We start from the raw sequence: 19,063 nt of genomic DNA on the forward strand, positions 1-19,063 counted from the left end.
GGCTGAAGGGATAAAATGAAGGAGGAGAACATGCGGCCCGTGTAGTTCCTTCAGTCATAATATATGGGCAGTTTTGTAAAGCGTTTTACAAAATGCATGTAAACAAGAGATGAAAAAGATGAGCAAAAAGTTTATGGCACTGATTCTGGTTCTGGCACTGGCAATGGGATGTCTGACCGGCTGCGGAAAAGATGAGGGAAAACAAGCGGACGGAACAGGGGAAGAGAAATATAAAGTGGCTATTGTTACCAAGATGCAGGATATGTACGGTGCTCTGCTCTCCACTGTATTCCAGGAGGAAGCTACCCGTCATCCCAATATCACCATTGACGCGTTTGACTATGAAAATGATGAGGGAAAATTCCTGACAATCATGGAAAATGTTACCGAAGCTGGTTACGATCTGGTGGTTTCCCAGTCTCCGAAAATGGATGCAAGGAATGCGATCAAGAATCTCCAGGATGCGGGAGGAATCTTTTATCATATCGCTGGTTCCGGATATGAATATATGTATGAAGAGGAATTAGCCAGATGTCTGGTTTGCAACGAGTATGAAATGGGCAAGGTGGTAGCGGAGCAGGCAGCAGAAGACCTGCCGCAGAACGCAAAGATAGTTATTTTGCTTGGGCTCGCGGGAAAGCAGAACACCATCGACAGAAATCAGGGCTTCCTGGATGTCTTAAAAGAAAAACGCCCGGATATCGAAGTGCTTGATTCTCAGCATGCCGACTGGAATAAAGATATCGCCATGAAGAAAATGGATGACTGGCAGCAGGCATTTGATCATATCGACGGCGTGCTGGCCAGCAACGACGCTATGGCTTCCGGCGCTGTAGAATCCCTTCTGACCGCGGGATTTTCTGATTGGGATAACATGTACATTTATGGAATTGACGCTCTGACCGATGCCTGTACCTATATCCAGAAAGGACAGATGAGAGCTTCCGCCCTTCAGGATGCCACCCGGTTTGCCAGCCAGGTACTCAAAGAGTTTGACGAGTTCAAAGCCGGTACGAGCGATGTAATCAATGAACATGTACTGGTCAAATTTGATCCCCACGTAATCAATAAAGACAATGTGGATGAGCAGATGCAGTATTATAAAGACTTTGGTCTCTTGAAATAGGCCAAAGTTCAGAAAAATAACCAAACCCCATGCTTAGTAAAATAATAACCGGCTGTTGCAGAAGAATCCTTTTTGCAGCAGCCCGTTATCATGATAGCGTTTACATCCTGGAAAATTTAAGGTAAACTATGAATGCGGGCAATAACAAAATAATACATAAGAGAATGAAATTCGGCTGGATTGAAGCCGTTGACAGGATCGGAATGCCGGCGCAGAAAACAGCCGGCGAGAATAAAAAGGAGTGATAAATCAATGGAGAAAAAAGACGTATTTAATAAGGTGGACCATACACTGCTGACACAGACCGCAACCTGGGATGAGATTAAGGTGATCTGTGACGACGCTGTCAAATATCAGACCGCATCTGTCTGTATTCCGCCCAGCTTTGTAAAGAGAGCGAAAGAATATGTAGGGGACAAGATGGCTGTATGTACGGTAATCGGTTTCCCGAACGGTTACAATACCACTGCTGTAAAGGTATTCGAGACAAAAGATGCCCTGGCAAATGGAGCGGACGAGATTGACATGGTGATCAATATCGGAGCATTAAAGGAAAAAGATTACGATTACCTGAAAAATGAAATCAAAGCCCTGAAAGAAGCATGCGGATCGAAAATTCTGAAAGTGATTATAGAGACCTGTCTGCTGACCGACGAAGAAAAGATTAAGATGTGTGAGATCGTAACAGAAAGCGGCGCCGATTTCATTAAGACATCCACTGGATTTTCCACGGCGGGAGCGACCTTTGAAGATGTGGCTCTTTTTGCGGAGCATGTTGGTAAAGATGTACGCATTAAAGCGGCCGGCGGAATTGCATCCTTTGACGACGCATTCCGTTTTGTCGAACTGGGAGCATCCAGACTTGGCACCAGCCGAATCGTAAAGCTGGCAAAGAATGAGGAAGCATCAGGATATTGATGGGTATTTGACAAGACATAATTAAAAAAAGCAGCGGAAGAATTCATTCTTATTCTTTCTGCTGCTTTTTATCTTCCCCAAAGGGGCCTTATAACTACTAAACTCATTAAAATCTATCTGGGCATTTCCTCATCTGTAAATGCTTTTAATGCCTTCTCGGTTGCGAAGATAGCACCTATTATAATGGCTGTTTGAATGGTTAATAGAATAATACTGAAAATTCCGATAACATTATCTGAAGCTCCATAGACCGGTATATGGACAATGATTGACGGAAGCAGGATAATCCAACCTATTTTCCACCAAAGCTTCCCGCTATAATTATGAGCAAAAACCCATGTGTCCATATTTTGCATGGAACGACGCGTTCGATATCCGATTAGACTGTTTATATTTTTCGGAGGATGCTTCCACATAATTCGTCCGCATAATATCATCAACAACGGAATTAATAAATCATAACCAAACATGAACCACCAAAACCACATAAATTCTCCTCCTTACAAATTAGGTTTATACATTAGTATTATACCATACCTATACAATGTCTGATAAAAAAAGCTGCAAACACATGATGTGCCGCAGCGGTCAGTAAACATGCCTCTTTCCGCTTTGGAAATCACCAAAACGGAAAGAGCAGGATTAGAGTATGTATATAAATCCATCTGCTGTTGCAGGCTGGAATTGTTTTTAGTCGGAACCGGCAAAAGATTGTGCGCACGATTGGTTTTCGCCGGCTCCTTTTCTTTTATGGTTACATCATAACCCATAAATGTGAAAATACCTTGTGGAGAGTCTTAAGAAATTGTGAATGATCTTTGAATCTTTCATAAACTGAACAGCAATAACCGTATACCATAAGCTGGGCAGCTTCTTACTAAGAGCGCCTGGGCTCCCACAGAGCCAGACTGCCCTCGCTTAACGACTCCTGAACCAGGATGGTTCTCTGATTGGAGGAGCCTTTAAAAACCAAAGAGGGGCTCTTGAGCTCTTCCACGAAACGCCCATCCACCAGCACATCCAGAAAGGAGAGGAATTCTTTCGTCTCCGGCCATTCCGGCAGCATCCTTCCCAGAATATCGGTTTCAAAATCATATCCGGAAAAGCACCATATAGTTTTGTCCGGATAGACCTCTTTGACCTTGCGCAGCAGGGGCAGCAGCCCGGTCTGGTTGTCGTGTTCAAAAGGTTCGCCGCCAAGCAGGGTCAGGCCGGCCACATAATCCGGTTTCAAATATTGAATAATCCGGTCGATTTCAAGGTCCGTGAAGGGCTGACCGTAATTAAAATCCCAGGCCTCCCGGTTAAAACAGTTCTTGCAGCCGCGGGTGCAGCCGCTGACAAACAGGGATACCCGGATACCCGGCCCATTTGCCACGTCATATTGTTTTATATCAGCGTAATTCAATGATTTGCCCTTTCTGGTTAATAAGGACGAATTCTTCATTCTTCCTTATTCATTCTTCGCTCTTACAGATGCAGTACCCGCTGCTTGATTTCTTTGGTTTTTCCTACGTTCCAGAAGTTCTCTCCCAGATAACCGCAGGTTCTGCGGGTTACATTCATTTTATTATGATCTTTATTACCGCATTGCGGACATTCCCATTCCAGGTCATCGTTGATTTCAATTTCTCCGTCATATCCGCACACGTGGCAGTAATCTGACTTGGTATTAAACTCCGCATACTGGATGTTGTCGTAGATAAATTTGACCACTTCCTCCAGAGCCTCCAAATTATGGCGCATGTTGGGGATCTCCACATAGGAGATAGCACCGCCGGAGGATATTTTCTGGAACTGGCTCTCAAATGTAAATTTGGAAAACGCATCAATTTTCTCTCTGACATCCACATGATAGGAGTTGGTATAGTACCCTTTATCCGTGATATCCGGGATAGAACCAAAGCGCTTTTCGTCGATTCTGGCAAACCGGTAGCAGAGAGATTCTGCAGGCGTACCATACAAACCGAATCCAATTCCTGTTTCCTGTTTCCAGCGATCGGTGGCCTGGCGCATATAGTTCATGACACGAAGCGCAAAGTCTTTTCCTTCCGGCTGGGTATGGCTGACACCCTTCATGAGCTTAGTCAGCTCATAGAGGCCGATGTAACCAAGAGAGATGGTCGAATATCCGTCGTGAAGGAGCTTGTCAATCGGTTCATTCTTTTCCAGTCTGGCAATCGCGCCATACTGCCAGTGGATGGGGCTTACGTTGGAGAGAGTCCCCTCCAGCGCACGGTGGCGGCACATGAGCGCTTCATAGCAGAGCGCCAGCCGTTCGTCCAGCAGCTGCCAGAATACCTCTTCATTTCCTTTTGCGATGATTCCGATCTGGGGAAGATTCAGGCTGACAACCCCCTGATTGAAACGGCCTTCGAATTTGTATTCCCCGTTTTCGTCCTTCCACGGAGAGAGGAAGCTGCGGCAGCCCATACAGCTGAATACATTTCCCTCGTAGTTTTCCCGCATCTTCTTTGCGGAAATATAATCCGGATAGAGCCGTTTGGAGGAACATTTTACTGCCAGCCGTGTAATATAGTCAAATCTGCCGCCCTTCAGGCAGTTGTGTTCGTCCAGCACATAGATCAGCTTTGGGAATGCCGGAGTGACATAGACACCCTGCTCATTTTTGATACCTTCCAGACGCTGACGAAGGATTTCTTCTATTATCATGGCGTTCTCTTCCAGATACTCATCTTCTGCATCCAGATTCAGAAACAGAGTCACAAAAGGCGATTGTCCGTTTGTAGTCATCAGTGTGTTGATCTGGTATTGAATCGTCTGTACACCGGAGCGGAGCTCGTCTCTTACACGGTCTGCCACCAGCTCATTAATTTCTTCTCTGGTCAGCTTATCCCCGAAGATTTCACGGAAATGGGCCAGATGTTTATCCCTGCTGATCCTCAGATATTTGCCCAGATGGCGGACATCCACTGACTGGCCGCCGTACTGGCTGCTGGCTACGGCAGAGATGATCTGAGTCATAACCGTACAGGCCACCTGGAAACTCTTGGGGCTTTCGATTAGCTTGCCGTTCATCACTGTGCCGTGTTCCAGCATATCCTTGATATTGATCAGGCAGCAGTTGAAGATGGGCTGGAGAAAATAGTCTGCATCATGAAAATGCAGAACGCCCTCATCGTGTGCCTTTGATATTTTTTCGGGGAGCAGAATACGCCTGGTCAGGTCTTTGGAAACCTCTCCGGCGATCAGGTCCCGCTGTGTGGAAGCAACTGCGGCATTTTTATTGGAATTTTCCTCCTGCACATCCTTATTGCTGTTTTTGATCAGGCTGAGAATAGACTCGTCGGTGGTGTTGGCGGTCCGCACCATGGCCCGGTTGTAGCGGTAGAGTATGTATTTTTTCGCCAGCACAAACTTCCGGTCTGCCATCAGCTGCTGTTCAATAATATCCTGAATCTGTTCTACCTGCATATGGTCCAGTCCCCGGTGCTCGATACCGGTGACAATTTCTTCGATACGTTCAGCGCTAACCTGTTCTTCCGGCAGCAGCCCGAAGTTGGCTTTCTGAATTGCCAGTATAATTTTATTACGGTCAAACTCTACTTCCCGTCCATCCCGCTTGATTACTTTCATCGTCATTGCTGTCTTTCCTCCCATGGATAATTAGTAGTATGGTTAGATTATAACAGTAATGATTCCTGATGTCTATATAAAGTATAAAAATATTTTTTAAACACTAGATGTAGTGCAAAATATTGCGTTTCGGAGAAGATACCTACTTAAAATAGAAGAGATCTTCAAACTTTTTGTCCAGGGCAATACACAGAATCAGGGCCAATTTTGCTGTTGGATTAAACTGTCCTGTCTCAATAGAACTGATGGTGTTGCGGGATACACCCACCAGTTCGGCCAGGGCGGCCTGGGATAAACCACGTTCTCGTCTGGCATCCTTTAAATGATTGTAGAGTTTTAGTTCTTCATTCACTTTTCTACCTCACCAGCCGGATGATATATAGGGATAGAAAACAAAGTCCAAACATCAGGTAGAGAACCGCCACCATCAACTCGTGTCGGCGGTGCAGAATATGATATTTGGTAAAAAACGTAGTACAAAGAATTCCAAAATAGATCGTCCAGGTACCAAAACTGACACTGCCTGTCAGGCATACTTCCAGAACAGCGATCAGGCAGCAGAGCAGCAGTCCTGCCTTAGTTGCAACTCCGCCTGCCCGGATGATGGCATCTTTTTCAAATATATCCTGATTTTTGTTTTCCTGTCTGGATTTTTCCAGTATTTCTTCTTTATTCATTGCAGCACCTCCTAAGGTTGCCAAGTTTTGTTTGCAAAATCAGTATAGTGCCGACAAGTAAACTTGTCAAGAGGGAGGGGAAAAAGAAGGTTAGACGGCTGAGGCCAAATATGTATTAATAGGCTGTTAAGCCATGCAAGCTCGCGTGCTATGCTTGCTCGCTTTACGGCTGTCGCCGTATACGTCTAACCTCAGAACCGGTCTGGAAAACAAGTTTTCCAGACCGGTTCTGAGGTTTATCCGTGCATGGCTTGCAGCTTGAAACATTAAACTTCTATAAAGTGGGGGTTATTTTTGGCTTTCGTCTTGAAAAAAGGTTTAAATGACGCTATACTTGAAATGTTATCTTATTAGATAGGAAAGTTTTCCAAACTTTCCTATCTAATAAGATAACATCCTATGCGCACTCGCGTAAGAGGAAAAAGTCAGCTAAGCTGACTACGCTCGGCGCGCAAAGTGTGCAAGCCCCTCAAAGATTGAGGGGTTAGGCGTGTTGAGGTGGGCTTGCCCACTTTGTTCCTAATGAGAATTTATGGTAAGGTATGGTACTGAGAATGTTTAAGCTGGTTCATCAGGAAGGCCGGGCAAGGCTGGGCGAATTTCATACGGTGCATGGGGTGATTCATACGCCGGTCTTTATGAATGTAGGGACGGCCGCGGCGATCAAGGGCGCAGTTTCTACTATGGATCTGAAGGAGATCGGAACACAGGTGGAATTGTCCAATACGTATCACCTGCATGTGCGCCCGGGCGATCAGGTGGTGAAGCAGCTGGGCGGTCTTCACAAGTTTATGGTCTGGGACAGGCCGATTCTGACGGATTCCGGCGGGTTTCAGGTGTTTTCCCTGGCGGGCCTGCGCAAAATCAAGGAAGAGGGCGTCTATTTTCAGTCCCACATTGATGGAAGAAAGATTTTTATGGGTCCGGAGGAGAGCATGCAGATTCAGTCGAATCTGGCATCTACCATCGCGATGGCATTTGATGAATGTCCGCCTCATCCGGCTACGAGAGAGTACATGCAGAACTCGGTTGACCGGACATCCCGCTGGCTTGCCAGATGTAAAAAGGAGATGGAGAGGCTGAACAGTCTTCCGGATACGATCAACAGGCAGCAGATGCTCTTCGGAATCAATCAGGGAGGGACGTTTGAGGACATCCGAATCGCCCATGCGCAGCAGATTGCAGAGCTTGATCTGGATGGTTATGCCCTTGGAGGGCTGGCGGTGGGAGAGTCTCACGAGGAGATGTATCACATCCTGGATGTGACGGTGCCCTATCTGCCCGGGAATAAACCACGGTATCTGATGGGAGTCGGGACTCCCGCGAATATTCTGGAAGCAGTGGAGCGAGGCGTGGATTTCTTTGATTGTGTCTATCCGGCCAGAAACGGCAGACACGGTCATGCCTATACGAATCATGGAAAGATGAATTTGCTGAACCTTCAGTATGAACTGGATGACAGGCCGTTGGAAGAAGGCTGCCAGTGTCCGGTGTGCCGTCATTACAGCAGGGCCTATATCCGCCATCTGCTCAAGGCAAAGGAAATGCTGGGACTGCGGCTGCTGGTAACGCACAATCTTTACTTTTATAATAAGATGATGGAAGAAATCAGGGAGGCCATCCGGACAGACCGGTTTGCTGAGTATAAAAAGCAGAAGCTGGAGAATATGGCCCAGGGAGATCACTGACCGATAGCATCGATGGACAAGGGATTGTACACCGATGCTACTAATCGGAGTTGATAAATTAGATTGATATTATTTAGGAGGAGACAACAAATGAATTATTTACCTTTTCTTACCCAGGGAAGCGGAGCATCCAGTATTTTATTTACGTTGGGGTATATTGTATTTATCTGTGCCCTGTTCTGGTTTATTGCGATCCGTCCGCAGAAGAAACAGCAGAAGCAGCATGACGCGATGTTAACTACTCTGGCAATTGGCGACAGTGTGCTTACATCCAGCGGTTTTTATGGTGTTGTGATTGATGTGATGGAGGATGTTGTCATTGTGGAGTTCGGCAATAATAAGAACTGTCGTATCCCGATGCAGAGAGCCGCTATCATGGAGATCGAAAAACCAAATGGTGCAGGTACGACCACGGATTCCAAAGAGGATAAAAAGAAATAAATAACGAATGAAAAAATGAACCATTTAACATGGTTCATTTTTGCTTTCCGGAGGGAAATCTGTTATGGTAAGGAAGAGGATTCCTTTTGGAATGAGACGTATACCCGCTATTTTGCGGCCATGCCGCCCATCATACCGCCCAGAGCGGAGAGGAGGGCTGCCAGAAACGGGTTTGTGGTTCCTGCAAATGCCTGGCCTTTTAATAAGAAGGAGAGCAGCATCAGGAAGGCAAAGTAAATGACTCCTGTCAGAAGACCCCACAAGAATTTACGGTTCTGTGACTTGTTGCCGACGATCAGGCCGCCTGCAAAAGTAGAGATCCAGTAGGTGAAGAACACAAGACCCTGCATGACTCCTTCTGCCGGTGAGAATTTGAACAGCACAAGAGACAGCACCAGAAGCAGGACCGTACTGATGACGTAGGAAGTGATAAGTCCTTTTACTATTTTCATAAATACCTCCAACACGTAGCGGGCTATCTTTTAAACATCGGTAACCCGTCCTTTGTTTTTAAAATGTATGTCTTGAAACTTTAAAATATGCGGGGGAGAGCATAGAAAGAAATGCAGGGAAAGTGAAGAAATGAATGGGAAGGGAGGAAATGAAGAATGAGATATATAGATCTTCATGTACATTCGGTCTATTCAGACGGGACCATGACTCCTGCCTGGCTGGTTGATCACGCCGTAAAGCTGGGCCTTGGCGCTGTCGCGCTGACGGATCATGACAGCATAGAAGGCGTAAAAGAAGCGCTTGCAGCCGGGGAGGCCTGGAACAAAAAGGGAGCGTCCATAAGGGTGATTCCCGGGGTGGAGCTGTCCGTAGCATATAAGGACCGTGATATTCATTTGCTTGGCCTTTTTATTGATCCGGATAACCGCCGTTTAAGTCAGGCCCTGGATAAAATGCGCGGCAGACGGGATGCGCGGAACGAGGAAATGGCGAGGAAACTTGCCGCCGGGGGCATATTGATTTCCATGGAGGAGATCCTGAAAGAGGTCCCGGAGAATACTGCCGTGACCAGAGCCCATTTTGCAGCCTGTCTGGTGAAAAAGGGTTATGTAAAATCAAATAAAGAGGCGTTCGAAAAATATTTGGGGTCAGATGGACCTTATTTTGCGGCGAGAAAATATATACCGCCTGAGGAAGCGATTGAACTGATACGGGAGGCCGGAGGGATACCGATTCTGGCTCACCCGCTGATCTATAAGCTGGCGGGGAAAGAGTTGGAAGCATTGATTGTCCGTCTTAAGGGGGCTGGGCTTATGGGACTGGAAGCACTTTACTCTGCCAATACTGCAGCGGATGAAGCATATGCGCTTACGCTGGCCCACCGCTATGGCCTGATGATTTCCGGGGGATCTGATTTTCACGGCACCAATAAGCCGGATCTGGAACTGGGACGGGGCAGAGGCAATCTGAAGGTGCCGGAAACGGTACTTGCCGCTCTGGAAAAAAGTCTTTCCAAGTGAGAGGCGGTATGGTATACTTACTAACGATAGAAGTTTCTCTACCGGGAATTCCGGCAGAGAAGTCAGATAGAAATTGGTGTTGAAAGGAGGGCATGGAAATGAAACATATTAAAACCTTAAGCTCCAGAAATTTACAGGATACCGTTAAAAAAGGTGGCTGCGGCGAGTGCCAGACATCCTGCCAGTCTGCCTGCAAGACTTCCTGCACTGTGGGAAATCAGTCCTGTGAGCACAAATAAGATTCCAAATAATTGAATTATTTGAAAGAGGGAGGAGAGTGCAGACTCTCCTTTTTCGCGGAGGAGAAAATTACGTATTGGGCCTGTTCCCGTTCGGGGAAGGCCGGGAACAAGAAAGGCTTGGGTATAAGAGTGATACATCGGTTTATTAATAATGGATACCATATTGTGCTGGATGTGGACAGCAGCAGCGTTCATGTTGTAGACGAGCTGGTCTATGATATGATTGGATTATATAAAGAAAAATCCCGGGACGAGATTATCCGGGAGATGACGGAAAAGTATGGGGATGACGCCAGCGCGGCCCGTCTGGGATACAGAGTTGACGAAGAGGCGGTGAAAGAGGCTCTGGAAGAAATAGAGGAGCTGAAGGAACAGGGAAGCCTGTTTACAGAAGATACATACCGCCCTCACATAGAGGCATTTAAGAACAGGCCGACGGTTGTAAAAGCGCTGTGTCTGCATGTGGCCCACGACTGCAACCTTGCCTGCAAATACTGTTTTGCGGAGGAGGGAGAATATAAGGGACGCCGTGCCATCATGAGCTACGAGGTGGGCAGACAGGCCCTTAAGTTCCTGGTGGAGAACTCCGGAAACCGGAGGAATCTGGAGGTAGATTTCTTCGGGGGAGAGCCGCTGATGAATATGGAAGTGGTGAAGCAGCTTGTGGCTTATGGCCGGGAGCTGGAAAAGACCCATGACAAAATATTCCGGTTTACGATTACCACCAACGGTGTGCTCTTAAATGATGATACAATAGATTTTATTAATAAGGAGATGCACAATGTGGTGCTCAGCCTGGACGGCCGTCCGGAGGTCAATGATGCGATGCGTCCGTTCCGAAACGGACAGGGCAGCTATGACTATGTGGTGCCGAAGCAGCTTAAGATGGCGAAAAGCCGGAATGGCAAGAGCTATTATGTGAGAGGGACCTTTACCCGGAACAATCTGGATTTTTCCGAGGATGTCCTGCATTTTGCGGATCTGGGTTTTGATGAGATATCCATTGAGCCGGTGGTGTCACCGGAGACAGATCCATTTGCTCTCAGGGAGGAAGATCTGCCTGTTATTTTTGAACAATACGATAAATTGGCGAAGGAGATGGCGGACCGGAAGCGGAAGGGAAACTGTTTTACCTTTTTCCACTTTATGCTGGATTTAAGCGGTGGGCCGTGTGTTTATAAGAGATTATCCGGCTGTGGTTCAGGGACAGAGTATCTGGCGGTAACTCCCTGGGGGGATCTGTATCCCTGCCATCAGTTCGTGGGAGAAGAAGAGTATAAAGTGGGAGACGTATGGAGCGGCGTCACCAGAACAGATCTGGTGGACGAATTTAAAGCGGTGAGCGTTTACACGAAAGAAAAATGCAGGGACTGCTTCGCGAGATATTTCTGCAGCGGCGGCTGCGCGGCAAATTCCTGGCATTTTAATGGTACGGTCAATGGTACTTATGATCTGGGATGCGAGATGGAACGCAAGCGGGTAGAATGTGCGCTGATGTTAAAAGCTGTGGAAGCGGAGCTTGCAGAGGCGGCGGAATAAACGGAGGGATGACTCCGTAAAGGGGAGCGGGGACCGGATTTGGCCCTCGCTCTTGAAGTTTCATTACTTAAGAAAGAGCGTCTGATGAAATAACGATGGAGATAAAAGCATGGAGCAGTGGTTTATAAAGAACAGACAGATGAATTTTGACGCGATTGGCCGGCAGTTTGGGGTCAGCCCTGTGCTGGCAAGGCTTGTGGTAAATCGGGGAGGGGTGACCCAGGAAGCCTTTGATGCCTATATCAATGGGGGAAAAGAACGGTTTTATAACCCCTGCCTGTTAAAGGACGCTGAGAAACTCTGCCGTTTGCTTCTGGCTAAGATAGAGGTAGGGAGCCGTGTCCGTATTATTGGAGATTATGACGTGGACGGGATTACTGCCACCTACATTTATTTCCGTATGTTAAAGCGGCTGGGAGCAGATGTGGATTACCGGATTCCGGACCGGGTACAGGACGGTTACGGTATCCATGCAGGGATGATTGATGAGGCTGCCGGGGACGGAGTGGACACCATCTTGACCTGTGATACGGGAATTGCGGCGATCGAGGAGACCGTGTATGCGGCTGAAAAGGGAATTGAACTGCTGATTACCGACCATCACAACCTGGTTTATAAAGAGGGGGATGACGGGAAAAAGGTCTACTGCCTGCCGGGAGCGGCCGCGGTGGTAGATCCGAAGCAGGAGGACTGCCCCTATCCGTTTAAAGGAATCTGCGGAGCTGCAGTGGCTTATAAGATAGCCTGTCTCTGCTACGAACAGAAAGGAATTTCCCTGGAAGAGACAGATGAATTTCTGGATCTGGCCGCTCTGGCAACGGTATGTGATGTGATGGAATTAACGGATGAAAACCGGGCTCTCGTACGTGTTGGGCTTGCAGGCCTGCAGAGGACCAGGAATATCGGGCTTCGGGCATTGATTGAGGAGACGGTGGGCAGCGCGGGAAGGCTCACCTCCTACCATCTGGGTTTTGTGATCGGCCCCTGTATTAATGCTACCGGACGCCTTGAGACCGCGGATCTTGGCATGGAGCTGCTGTTGTCCGACTCCCTGGAAGAGGCCAGAAAGCTGGCCTGCCGGCTCCGGGACTTAAATGAAGAGCGGAAGGAGCTGACCAGACAGGGGGTTGAACAGGCGATTGCGTATATCCGGAAGGAACGGATGGAAGAAGATCCGGTTCTGGTGGTCTATCTCCCTGACTGCCATGAAAGCCTTGCGGGTATTATCGCAGGCCGGATCAGGGAGGCATTTCACCGGCCTGCGATCGTATTAACCAGAAGCCGGGACGGGTTAAAGGGCTCCGGCCGCTCCATACCGGCCTATCCCATGTATGACCGCTTGACCGGGTGCCGCCAGTACCTGACCCGTTTCGGCGGCCATCCGATGGCGGCAGGGCTGTCTTTAGCACCTGAGAACCTGGATGGTTTTCGGGAAGCATTGACAAGGGGGGCGGATCTAGCCGAGGAGGATTTTGCGGAGAGAGTATCTATCGACATGAGCCTCCCCTTTGAGGAAGTTACACAAGACCTGATTTTGTCTTTGCAGAGGCTGGAACCCTTCGGCAATGGAAATCCGAAGCCGCAGTTTGTGCTGAAAAATGTGTCGGTGCGGCGGGCGTCGGTGCTTGGGGCAAACAGGGGACTGCTGAAGCTGACTCTGTCTGACCCGGAGCACAATCCCTATTTATTTCTGGATGGCGTCCTGTTTCAGGAATCCAGAATTAATGAGTGGATGAACAGCATGGAGGAAAAATTCGGCCGGGAAGCGGTGGAAGCCGCTCTGGCAGGCAAGAAAAATCCGATTCAGATGGACATTGTCTACACTCCGGAACTACATGAGTACAATGGAAAATTTTACATTCAGCTCTGTATCAGCCACTATCGCTGACATATATTAGTAAAATTAATAAGTATTTTGATATTTATTACTAAAATTAAAAAAACTATTGCGTAATCCACATCGTCGTTTATAATGAAGAAGTAGTCTTTTTGTTTCAAACATTTACAAGCATAGGTGGAGGAATAGCATGAAAAAGTTAGAAATGCTCTATGAAGGCAAGGCAAAAAAAGTGTACAGTACAGATGCGGAAGACGTTTATATCGTGGACTATAAAGATGATGCCACGGCATTTAACGGTCTGAAAAAAGGAACCATCGCCGGCAAAGGCGTGGTTAACAATAAGATGAGCAACTTTTTATTCCAGATGCTGGAAAAAGAAGGCGTGCCTACCCACTATGTAGAGGAATTAAGCGACCGTGAGACTGCTGTGAAAAAGGTCGAGATTGTTCCGCTGGAAGTTATAATCCGTAATATCGCCGCAGGCAGTTTTTCCAAAAGACTTGGGGTAGAGGAAGGCAGAAAGCTGCTTTGCCCGACTCTGGAGTTTTCCTATAAAGATGACGATCTGGGAGATCCGTTAATCAATGATTATTTCGCACTGGCGCTTGGTTTGGCGACAAGAGAAGAGATTGACCGGATTAGCGAGCTGGCGTTTAAGGTAAATGAGGAGCTCTGCAAATATTTCCTGACCATCGGCATTGAGCTGGTGGACTTTAAGCTGGAGTTCGGACGTTGCAATGGAGAGATCATTCTGGCCGATGAAATTTCACCGGACACCTGCAGACTGTGGGATTCCACCACACATGCAAAATTGGATAAGGACCGTTTCAGAAGAGATATGGGCGATGTAGAAGAAGCTTATATCGAAGTTGCAAAGAGAATCGGTATTATATAAGAACTGGAAACCGGACAGGCGTATTTTGCCTGTCCGATTTAGACAGCGCGAGTGCCTTATATCTTGAGGCATGTCGGAGACAGAAAGGACAGACCATGAATCAGAAGAACAATGAATGGATGACAGATGAAATTCATGAGGAGTGCGGCGTTTTCGGAATGTATGATCTGGACGGCGGGGACGTGGCTTCTTCAATTTATTACGGCCTGTTTGCCCTGCAGCATCGGGGACAGGAGAGCTGCGGTATTGCAGTCAGCGACACGTACGGCCCCAAGGGAATCGTCCGTTCCGCTAAGGGAATGGGACTGGTAAACGAAGTGTTTACCGAAGATAACCTGGAAAATCTGAAGGGAAATCTGGGAGTCGGGCATGTGCGTTATTCTACTGCAGGCGCCAGCATTATTGAAAATACCCAGCCTCTGGTACTCAACTATGTGAAAGGAACGTTGGCCCTGGCCCATAACGGAAATCTGGCTAATTTTACTGAGCTTCGGAGAGAGCTGGAGTACACCGGGGCGATTTTCCAGACCACCATTGATTCGGAAGTAATTGCCTATCATATTGCAAGAGCCCGTCTGGAGACAGAAAATGTGGAGGAAGCCGTAAAAGCTGCCATGCAGAAACTCAAAGGTGCCTATTCTATTGTAATTATGAGTCCGAGGAAGTTAATCGGCGCCAGAGATCCGTTCGGATTCCGCCCGCTTTGCATCGGCCGCAGAGGGAATACCTATGTGCTGGCCTCGGAGTCCTGTGCCCTGGATGCGGTGGATGCGGAATTTGTGCGGGATGTGCTCCCCGGTGAGATTGTGACCATTGATAAAAAGCACGGCCTTCGTTCCGACACCTCCCTGTGCCAGGACAAATGCGCCAAGTGTATCTTTGAATATATTTATTTTGCCCGTCCGGACAGTTACATCGACGGTGTCAATGTCTATCAGTCCCGGATTATGGCCGGGAAAATTCTGGCCCAGACCTTTCCGGCGGATGCGGATGTGGTAATCGGCGTTCCGGATTCCGGAAATGTGGCGGCCATGGGCTTTGCCGCGGAGGCAGGAATCCCCTATGGGATTGGTTTTACCAAAAACAGTTATGTGGGACGGACGTTTATCAAACCGAAGCAGACGGTGCGGGAGTCCAGCGTCCGGATCAAACTGAATGTTTTAAAAGAAGTAGTAAACGGCAAGCGGGTTGTCATGGTAGATGACTCCATTGTGCGCGGCACTACGTCCGAGCGGATCGTCCGTATGCTGAAAAATGCAGGGGCGACAGAGGTACATGTCAGAATCAGTTCCCCGCCGTTTCTCTATCCCTGTTATTTCGGAACCGATGTTCCCACCAGTGATCAGCTGATTGCTTACAATAACACGAATGATAAGATCTGTCAGATGATCGGTGCGGATTCTCTTGGATATTTATCCGGAGAGCGTCTTTCTGAACTGGTAAATGGCGATACGGGCTATTGTGACGCATGCTTCAGCGGCAATTATCCGGTGGAACCCTCCGAGGAGGAACCAGAGGACGATATCGACGAATGATAAGAAAGTCTATAAAGTGAAAGGACGGATATATATGAGCTTCGATAATTATATAAGCCCTTTATCAGAGCGCTATGCCAGTAAGGAAATGCAGTATATTTTCTCTCCGGATATGAAATTTAAGACATGGAGAAGACTGTGGGTAGCCCTGGCGGAAACAGAAAAGGAACTGGGTCTTGACATAACGGATGAGCAGATCGCTCAGCTGAAAGCGCATGTGGATGATATTAACTATGACGTGGCGCGGGAACGGGAAAAACTGGTCCGCCATGATGTAATGTCTCATGTCTATGCCTATGGGGTACAGTGTCCGGATGCCAAAGGTATTATCCATCTGGGCGCCACCTCCTGTTACGTGGGTGACAATACGGATATTATCGTGATGACGGATGCGTTAAGGCTGGTTAAAAAGAAACTGGTAAATGTGATGAACGAACTGGCTTCTTTTGCCATGAAATACAGGGACCTGCCCACCCTTGCTTTTACTCATTTCCAGCCGGCCCAGCCCACCACGGTGGGAAAACGGGCATCTCTCTGGCTGATGGAGCTGAAACTGGACTATGACGACATTTGCTATCTGATCGACGGCATGCAGCTTCTGGGTTCCAAAGGAACCACCGGCACCCAGGCAAGTTTTGTTGAACTGTTTGAGGGGGATCAGGCTAAGATAAAAGCTCTGGATGAAAAGATTGCTGAGAAAATGGGCTTTTCCGGCTGTTTCCCTGTGTCTGGACAGACCTATTCCAGAAAGATGGATACCAGAGTCTTAAATGTGCTGGCGGGAATTGCGGCCAGTGCCCATAAGTTTTCCAACGATATCCGTCTGCTCCAGCATTTGAAGGAGATTGAAGAGCCTTTTGAGAAGAACCAGATCGGTTCCTCGGCTATGGCCTATAAGCGGAATCCTATGAGAAGCGAGAGGATTGCTTCCCTGGCCCGGTATGTGATGGTGGATGCGTTAAATCCTGCAATTACTTCCGCTACCCAGTGGTTTGAGCGGACTCTGGATGATTCCGCCAACAAGCGTCTTAGCGTACCGGAAGGCTTCCTGGCTGTGGACGGTATTCTGGACCTGTATCTGAATGTGGTGGACGGACTGGTGGTTTATCCCAAGGTAATTGAAAAGCGGCTGATGTCGGAACTGCCCTTTATGGCTACGGAAAATATCATGATGGATGCGGTGAAAGCGGGAGGAGACCGCCAGGAGCTGCATGAGAAAATCAGGGTGCTTTCTATGGAAGCGGGAAGAAATGTGAAGGAAAACGGCGGGGAGAATAATCTCCTGGAACTGATTGCCGCGGACCCCAGTTTCAATCTTACCCTGGAGCAGCTGAAGGAGACGATGGAACCCTCACGGTATACCGGCAGGGCCAAAGAACAGGTGGAAGAATTCATAGCAGAAGTGATCCGTCCGATACTGGATGAAAATAAAGACCTGCTGGGACTGAAAGCAGAGATTAATGTGTAACGTTTAAGGGTATAAGATTATAAAATAAACTCACCCGGCAAAACACCACTTAGGATGTTTTGCCGGGTTTTCCTTTTGCCGGACCGCAATATACAAAAATTCAAAGGAATATTTGCTGAAGTCATACATTTATTCGAACCAAATTAAGCGGATAGCCAACCCTGCTGCCACAACCCCGTATTTTTTGGTGACATCATTCTGAGAATCTGATACCATAAAGACATACACCAGATACGAAAGGAGACGATATGGGAAAAGAGACAACGAACAGAGCGGGAAGGCAGATCGACGATTATCTGATAGCATCGATTCTGCTGTTTTATGCCCTGGCATTTGTAAATGACTCGCCAATGCAGATCGTGAGGGGTTTTTGGCAGATTTTGATCAGCCGCAGTGTCCTGATTACGGACTACTTTGCAGTCGGCGGTATGGGCGCCGCGTTTTTTAACGGGGCTCTGATCATGACAATTACGTTTGTGATTGTAAAACTGCTTCGTATGCAGTCCGGCGGGCTGACGATTGCGATTGTCTATATTATGGGAGGATTTGCCCTGTTTGGAAAGAATCCTGTGAATATACTGCCTATTCTTGTGGGGACGATTCTGTACGCAAAAATCTTCGGCAGAAAAGTGAAGGATGTGATATATACCGGATTTCTGGCCACAACGCTGGCACCGCTGGTGACGGAAATAGCGTTGATACTCCCTTATCCTCTGTGGGTTAATTTGTGCCTGGCTTTTGCCGGAGGATTGCTGATCGGATTTACAGCGCCGCTTGTGTATACCTATGTATCTACACTGAACCGGGGCTACAATATTTTTAATATGGGCTTTGCGGCGGGGGTGCTTGCGGTAGCCGCCGTATCCGTACTCCGGTCTGTAGGGCATGTCATTGAGACGACACTTATCTGGACGGAGGGATATCCGCTGTGGCTGTTCTTTGCCTTTCTGGGCTGGTCGGCGCTGACGTTTCTCTATGGGCTTGTTTTGTCAAAGGGTAGAATCGGTAACCTGCGGAAAATTTGGAAGCATACCGGCAGGCTGCCTTCCGACTTTGTCAGCATGGAGGGAACAGGCACCGTATTTATGAACATGGGAATGATGGGAGCGCTGTGCCTGGGCTATCTTTATTTGATGAAGGGAGATCTGTCCGGTCCGGTGCTGGGTGCACTGATGACTGTGGTAGGATTCGCCGCTTACGGAATACATATGAAGAATTATCTTCCTATTTTGATCGGAATCTTCCTGGCAACGGAGGTAAAGCTGTTTACACCCCAGACACCGGCCATGCAGCTGGCGGCTTTATTTTCTGCAGGTCTGGCGCCGATTGCAGGGGAATTCGGTTTGCTTGCAGGTATTCTGGCCGGCTTTTTACACTCTTCGGTGGCAATGTCGATCGGAATTATTCATGGAGGCATGAACTTGTACAGCAACGGCTTTGCGGCCGGGTTTATTGTGATCGTGCTGGTGCCGGTTCTGGAGGCGTTTCGGAATCTGAAAAAGAAGAAAACTTAATAAAATAAAGAAAAATGGGGAAAATTCCTTTATCTGTAAGTTTACGGGCCGGAAGCTGTGAGGTAAGATAGAAACGGTTGTTTTTTGTTCTCAGCAGAGCAAAAAGATGGC

The 19,063-nt window shown here is 47.8% G+C and carries 18 protein-coding genes; 12 read left to right on the forward strand and 6 right to left on the reverse strand.

What is annotated here, in order from left to right; genetic code table 11:
* Window positions 1-118: 118 nt before the first annotated feature.
* Window positions 119-1,126 (forward strand): sugar ABC transporter substrate-binding protein, encoded by a 1,008-nt coding sequence (locus ABCW47_RS02560; protein WP_343208299.1) that lies wholly within the window; start codon window positions 119-121, stop codon window positions 1,124-1,126.
* A gap of 252 nt (window positions 1,127-1,378) precedes the next feature.
* Window positions 1,379-2,044 (forward strand): deoxyribose-phosphate aldolase, encoded by a 666-nt coding sequence (deoC, locus tag ABCW47_RS02565; protein ID WP_343208300.1) that lies wholly within the window; start codon window positions 1,379-1,381, stop codon window positions 2,042-2,044.
* Between the two features lie 113 nt (window positions 2,045-2,157).
* Here the strand turns inward: deoC and ABCW47_RS02570 are convergent, their stop codons facing one another.
* The 5 genes from ABCW47_RS02570 to ABCW47_RS02590 form a co-directional block, all read right to left on the reverse strand.
* The gene (locus ABCW47_RS02570; RefSeq protein WP_343208301.1) at window positions 2,158-2,532 is read right to left on the reverse strand and encodes an SdpI family protein; all 375 of its coding nucleotides are present in this window, start codon (window positions 2,530-2,532) and stop codon (window positions 2,158-2,160) included.
* 389 nt (window positions 2,533-2,921) lie between these two features.
* Entirely contained in the window at window positions 2,922-3,491 is a 570-nt protein-coding gene (gene nrdG, locus ABCW47_RS02575; RefSeq protein WP_425516046.1) for an anaerobic ribonucleoside-triphosphate reductase activating protein, read from the reverse strand.
* A 23-nt stretch (window positions 3,492-3,514) separates the two neighbouring features.
* Entirely contained in the window at window positions 3,515-5,641 is a 2,127-nt protein-coding gene (gene nrdD / locus ABCW47_RS02580) for an anaerobic ribonucleoside-triphosphate reductase (protein WP_343209575.1), read from the reverse strand.
* 142 nt (window positions 5,642-5,783) lie between these two features.
* Window positions 5,784-5,993 carry a helix-turn-helix transcriptional regulator gene (locus ABCW47_RS02585; RefSeq protein ID WP_343208302.1) on the reverse strand — a complete coding sequence of 70 codons (210 nt, stop codon included), beginning with the start codon at window positions 5,991-5,993 and terminating at the stop codon, window positions 5,784-5,786.
* Window positions 5,994-5,997: 4 nt separating this feature from the next.
* Window positions 5,998-6,318 carry a DUF6442 family protein gene (locus ABCW47_RS02590; protein WP_343208303.1) on the reverse strand — a complete coding sequence of 107 codons (321 nt, stop codon included), beginning with the start codon at window positions 6,316-6,318 and terminating at the stop codon, window positions 5,998-6,000.
* A 542-nt stretch (window positions 6,319-6,860) separates the two neighbouring features.
* Between ABCW47_RS02590 and tgt the strand changes: the two genes are divergently transcribed.
* Together tgt and yajC are read left to right on the forward strand one after the other, a co-directional pair.
* Window positions 6,861-8,006: a tRNA guanosine(34) transglycosylase Tgt gene (gene tgt, locus ABCW47_RS02595; RefSeq protein ID WP_425516047.1), complete on the forward strand. Its 1,146-nt coding sequence runs from the start codon at window positions 6,861-6,863 to the stop codon at window positions 8,004-8,006.
* A gap of 90 nt (window positions 8,007-8,096) precedes the next feature.
* Window positions 8,097-8,447, forward strand: a complete 351-nt coding sequence (gene yajC, locus ABCW47_RS02600) for a preprotein translocase subunit YajC (RefSeq protein WP_343208304.1) — start codon at window positions 8,097-8,099, stop codon at window positions 8,445-8,447.
* A 107-nt stretch (window positions 8,448-8,554) separates the two neighbouring features.
* Here the strand turns inward: yajC and ABCW47_RS02605 are convergent, their stop codons facing one another.
* Window positions 8,555-8,899, reverse strand: a complete 345-nt coding sequence (locus ABCW47_RS02605) for a TIGR04086 family membrane protein (protein WP_343208306.1) — start codon at window positions 8,897-8,899, stop codon at window positions 8,555-8,557.
* A 156-nt stretch (window positions 8,900-9,055) separates the two neighbouring features.
* Here ABCW47_RS02605 and ABCW47_RS02610 point away from each other — a divergent pair, with 156 nt between their 5' ends.
* The 8 genes from ABCW47_RS02610 (at window position 9,056) to ABCW47_RS02645 (ending at window position 18,952) form a co-directional block, all read left to right on the forward strand.
* Window positions 9,056-9,919, forward strand: a complete 864-nt coding sequence (locus tag ABCW47_RS02610) for a PHP domain-containing protein (protein WP_343208307.1) — start codon at window positions 9,056-9,058, stop codon at window positions 9,917-9,919.
* 98 nt (window positions 9,920-10,017) lie between these two features.
* The gene (scfA, locus tag ABCW47_RS02615) at window positions 10,018-10,158 is read left to right on the forward strand and encodes a six-cysteine ranthipeptide SCIFF (protein ID WP_343208308.1); all 141 of its coding nucleotides are present in this window, start codon (window positions 10,018-10,020) and stop codon (window positions 10,156-10,158) included.
* Window positions 10,159-10,290: 132 nt separating this feature from the next.
* Window positions 10,291-11,700, forward strand: a complete 1,410-nt coding sequence (scfB, locus tag ABCW47_RS02620; RefSeq protein WP_343208309.1) for a thioether cross-link-forming SCIFF peptide maturase — start codon at window positions 10,291-10,293, stop codon at window positions 11,698-11,700.
* 109 nt (window positions 11,701-11,809) lie between these two features.
* Window positions 11,810-13,588, forward strand: coding sequence for a single-stranded-DNA-specific exonuclease RecJ (gene recJ / locus ABCW47_RS02625; protein ID WP_343208310.1), 1,779 nt, complete (start codon window positions 11,810-11,812; stop codon window positions 13,586-13,588).
* A gap of 139 nt (window positions 13,589-13,727) precedes the next feature.
* Window positions 13,728-14,435, forward strand: coding sequence for a phosphoribosylaminoimidazolesuccinocarboxamide synthase (gene purC, locus ABCW47_RS02630; protein ID WP_343208311.1), 708 nt, complete (start codon window positions 13,728-13,730; stop codon window positions 14,433-14,435).
* A 95-nt stretch (window positions 14,436-14,530) separates the two neighbouring features.
* Window positions 14,531-15,970, forward strand: a complete 1,440-nt coding sequence (gene purF / locus ABCW47_RS02635; RefSeq protein WP_343208312.1) for an amidophosphoribosyltransferase — start codon at window positions 14,531-14,533, stop codon at window positions 15,968-15,970.
* A gap of 34 nt (window positions 15,971-16,004) precedes the next feature.
* Window positions 16,005-17,438 carry an adenylosuccinate lyase gene (purB, locus tag ABCW47_RS02640; RefSeq protein WP_343208313.1) on the forward strand — a complete coding sequence of 478 codons (1,434 nt, stop codon included), beginning with the start codon at window positions 16,005-16,007 and terminating at the stop codon, window positions 17,436-17,438.
* Window positions 17,439-17,686: 248 nt separating this feature from the next.
* Window positions 17,687-18,952 carry a DUF1576 domain-containing protein gene (locus ABCW47_RS02645; RefSeq protein ID WP_343208314.1) on the forward strand — a complete coding sequence of 422 codons (1,266 nt, stop codon included), beginning with the start codon at window positions 17,687-17,689 and terminating at the stop codon, window positions 18,950-18,952.
* Window positions 18,953-19,063 lie beyond the last annotated feature (111 nt).

Source organism: Anaerolentibacter hominis (genome assembly GCF_032380675.1).
In the GTDB taxonomy this organism is placed as follows: Bacteria; Bacillota; Clostridia; order Lachnospirales; family Lachnospiraceae; genus Anaerolentibacter; species Anaerolentibacter hominis.

Coding starts and splice junctions, on each gene's coding strand:
- ABCW47_RS02590 (WP_343208303.1), bottom strand. CDS start 6,318: ATGAATAAAGAAGAAATACTGGAAAAATCCAGACAGGAAAACAAAAAT.
- ABCW47_RS02570 (WP_343208301.1), bottom strand. CDS start 2,532: ATGTGGTTTTGGTGGTTCATGTTTGGTTATGATTTATTAATTCCGTTG.
- ABCW47_RS02560 (WP_343208299.1), top strand. CDS start 119: ATGAGCAAAAAGTTTATGGCACTGATTCTGGTTCTGGCACTGGCAATG.
- ABCW47_RS02610 (WP_343208307.1), top strand. CDS start 9,056: ATGAGATATATAGATCTTCATGTACATTCGGTCTATTCAGACGGGACC.
- purF (WP_343208312.1), top strand. CDS start 14,531: ATGAATCAGAAGAACAATGAATGGATGACAGATGAAATTCATGAGGAG.
- recJ (WP_343208310.1), top strand. CDS start 11,810: ATGGAGCAGTGGTTTATAAAGAACAGACAGATGAATTTTGACGCGATT.
- purB (WP_343208313.1), top strand. CDS start 16,005: ATGAGCTTCGATAATTATATAAGCCCTTTATCAGAGCGCTATGCCAGT.
- tgt (WP_425516047.1), top strand. CDS start 6,861: ATGGTACTGAGAATGTTTAAGCTGGTTCATCAGGAAGGCCGGGCAAGG.
- deoC (WP_343208300.1), top strand. CDS start 1,379: ATGGAGAAAAAAGACGTATTTAATAAGGTGGACCATACACTGCTGACA.
- ABCW47_RS02605 (WP_343208306.1), bottom strand. CDS start 8,899: ATGAAAATAGTAAAAGGACTTATCACTTCCTACGTCATCAGTACGGTC.
- nrdD (WP_343209575.1), bottom strand. CDS start 5,641: ATGAAAGTAATCAAGCGGGATGGACGGGAAGTAGAGTTTGACCGTAAT.
- ABCW47_RS02645 (WP_343208314.1), top strand. CDS start 17,687: ATGGGAAAAGAGACAACGAACAGAGCGGGAAGGCAGATCGACGATTAT.
- nrdG (WP_425516046.1), bottom strand. CDS start 3,491: ATGAAGAATTCGTCCTTATTAACCAGAAAGGGCAAATCATTGAATTAC.
- scfA (WP_343208308.1), top strand. CDS start 10,018: ATGAAACATATTAAAACCTTAAGCTCCAGAAATTTACAGGATACCGTT.
- yajC (WP_343208304.1), top strand. CDS start 8,097: ATGAATTATTTACCTTTTCTTACCCAGGGAAGCGGAGCATCCAGTATT.
- purC (WP_343208311.1), top strand. CDS start 13,728: ATGAAAAAGTTAGAAATGCTCTATGAAGGCAAGGCAAAAAAAGTGTAC.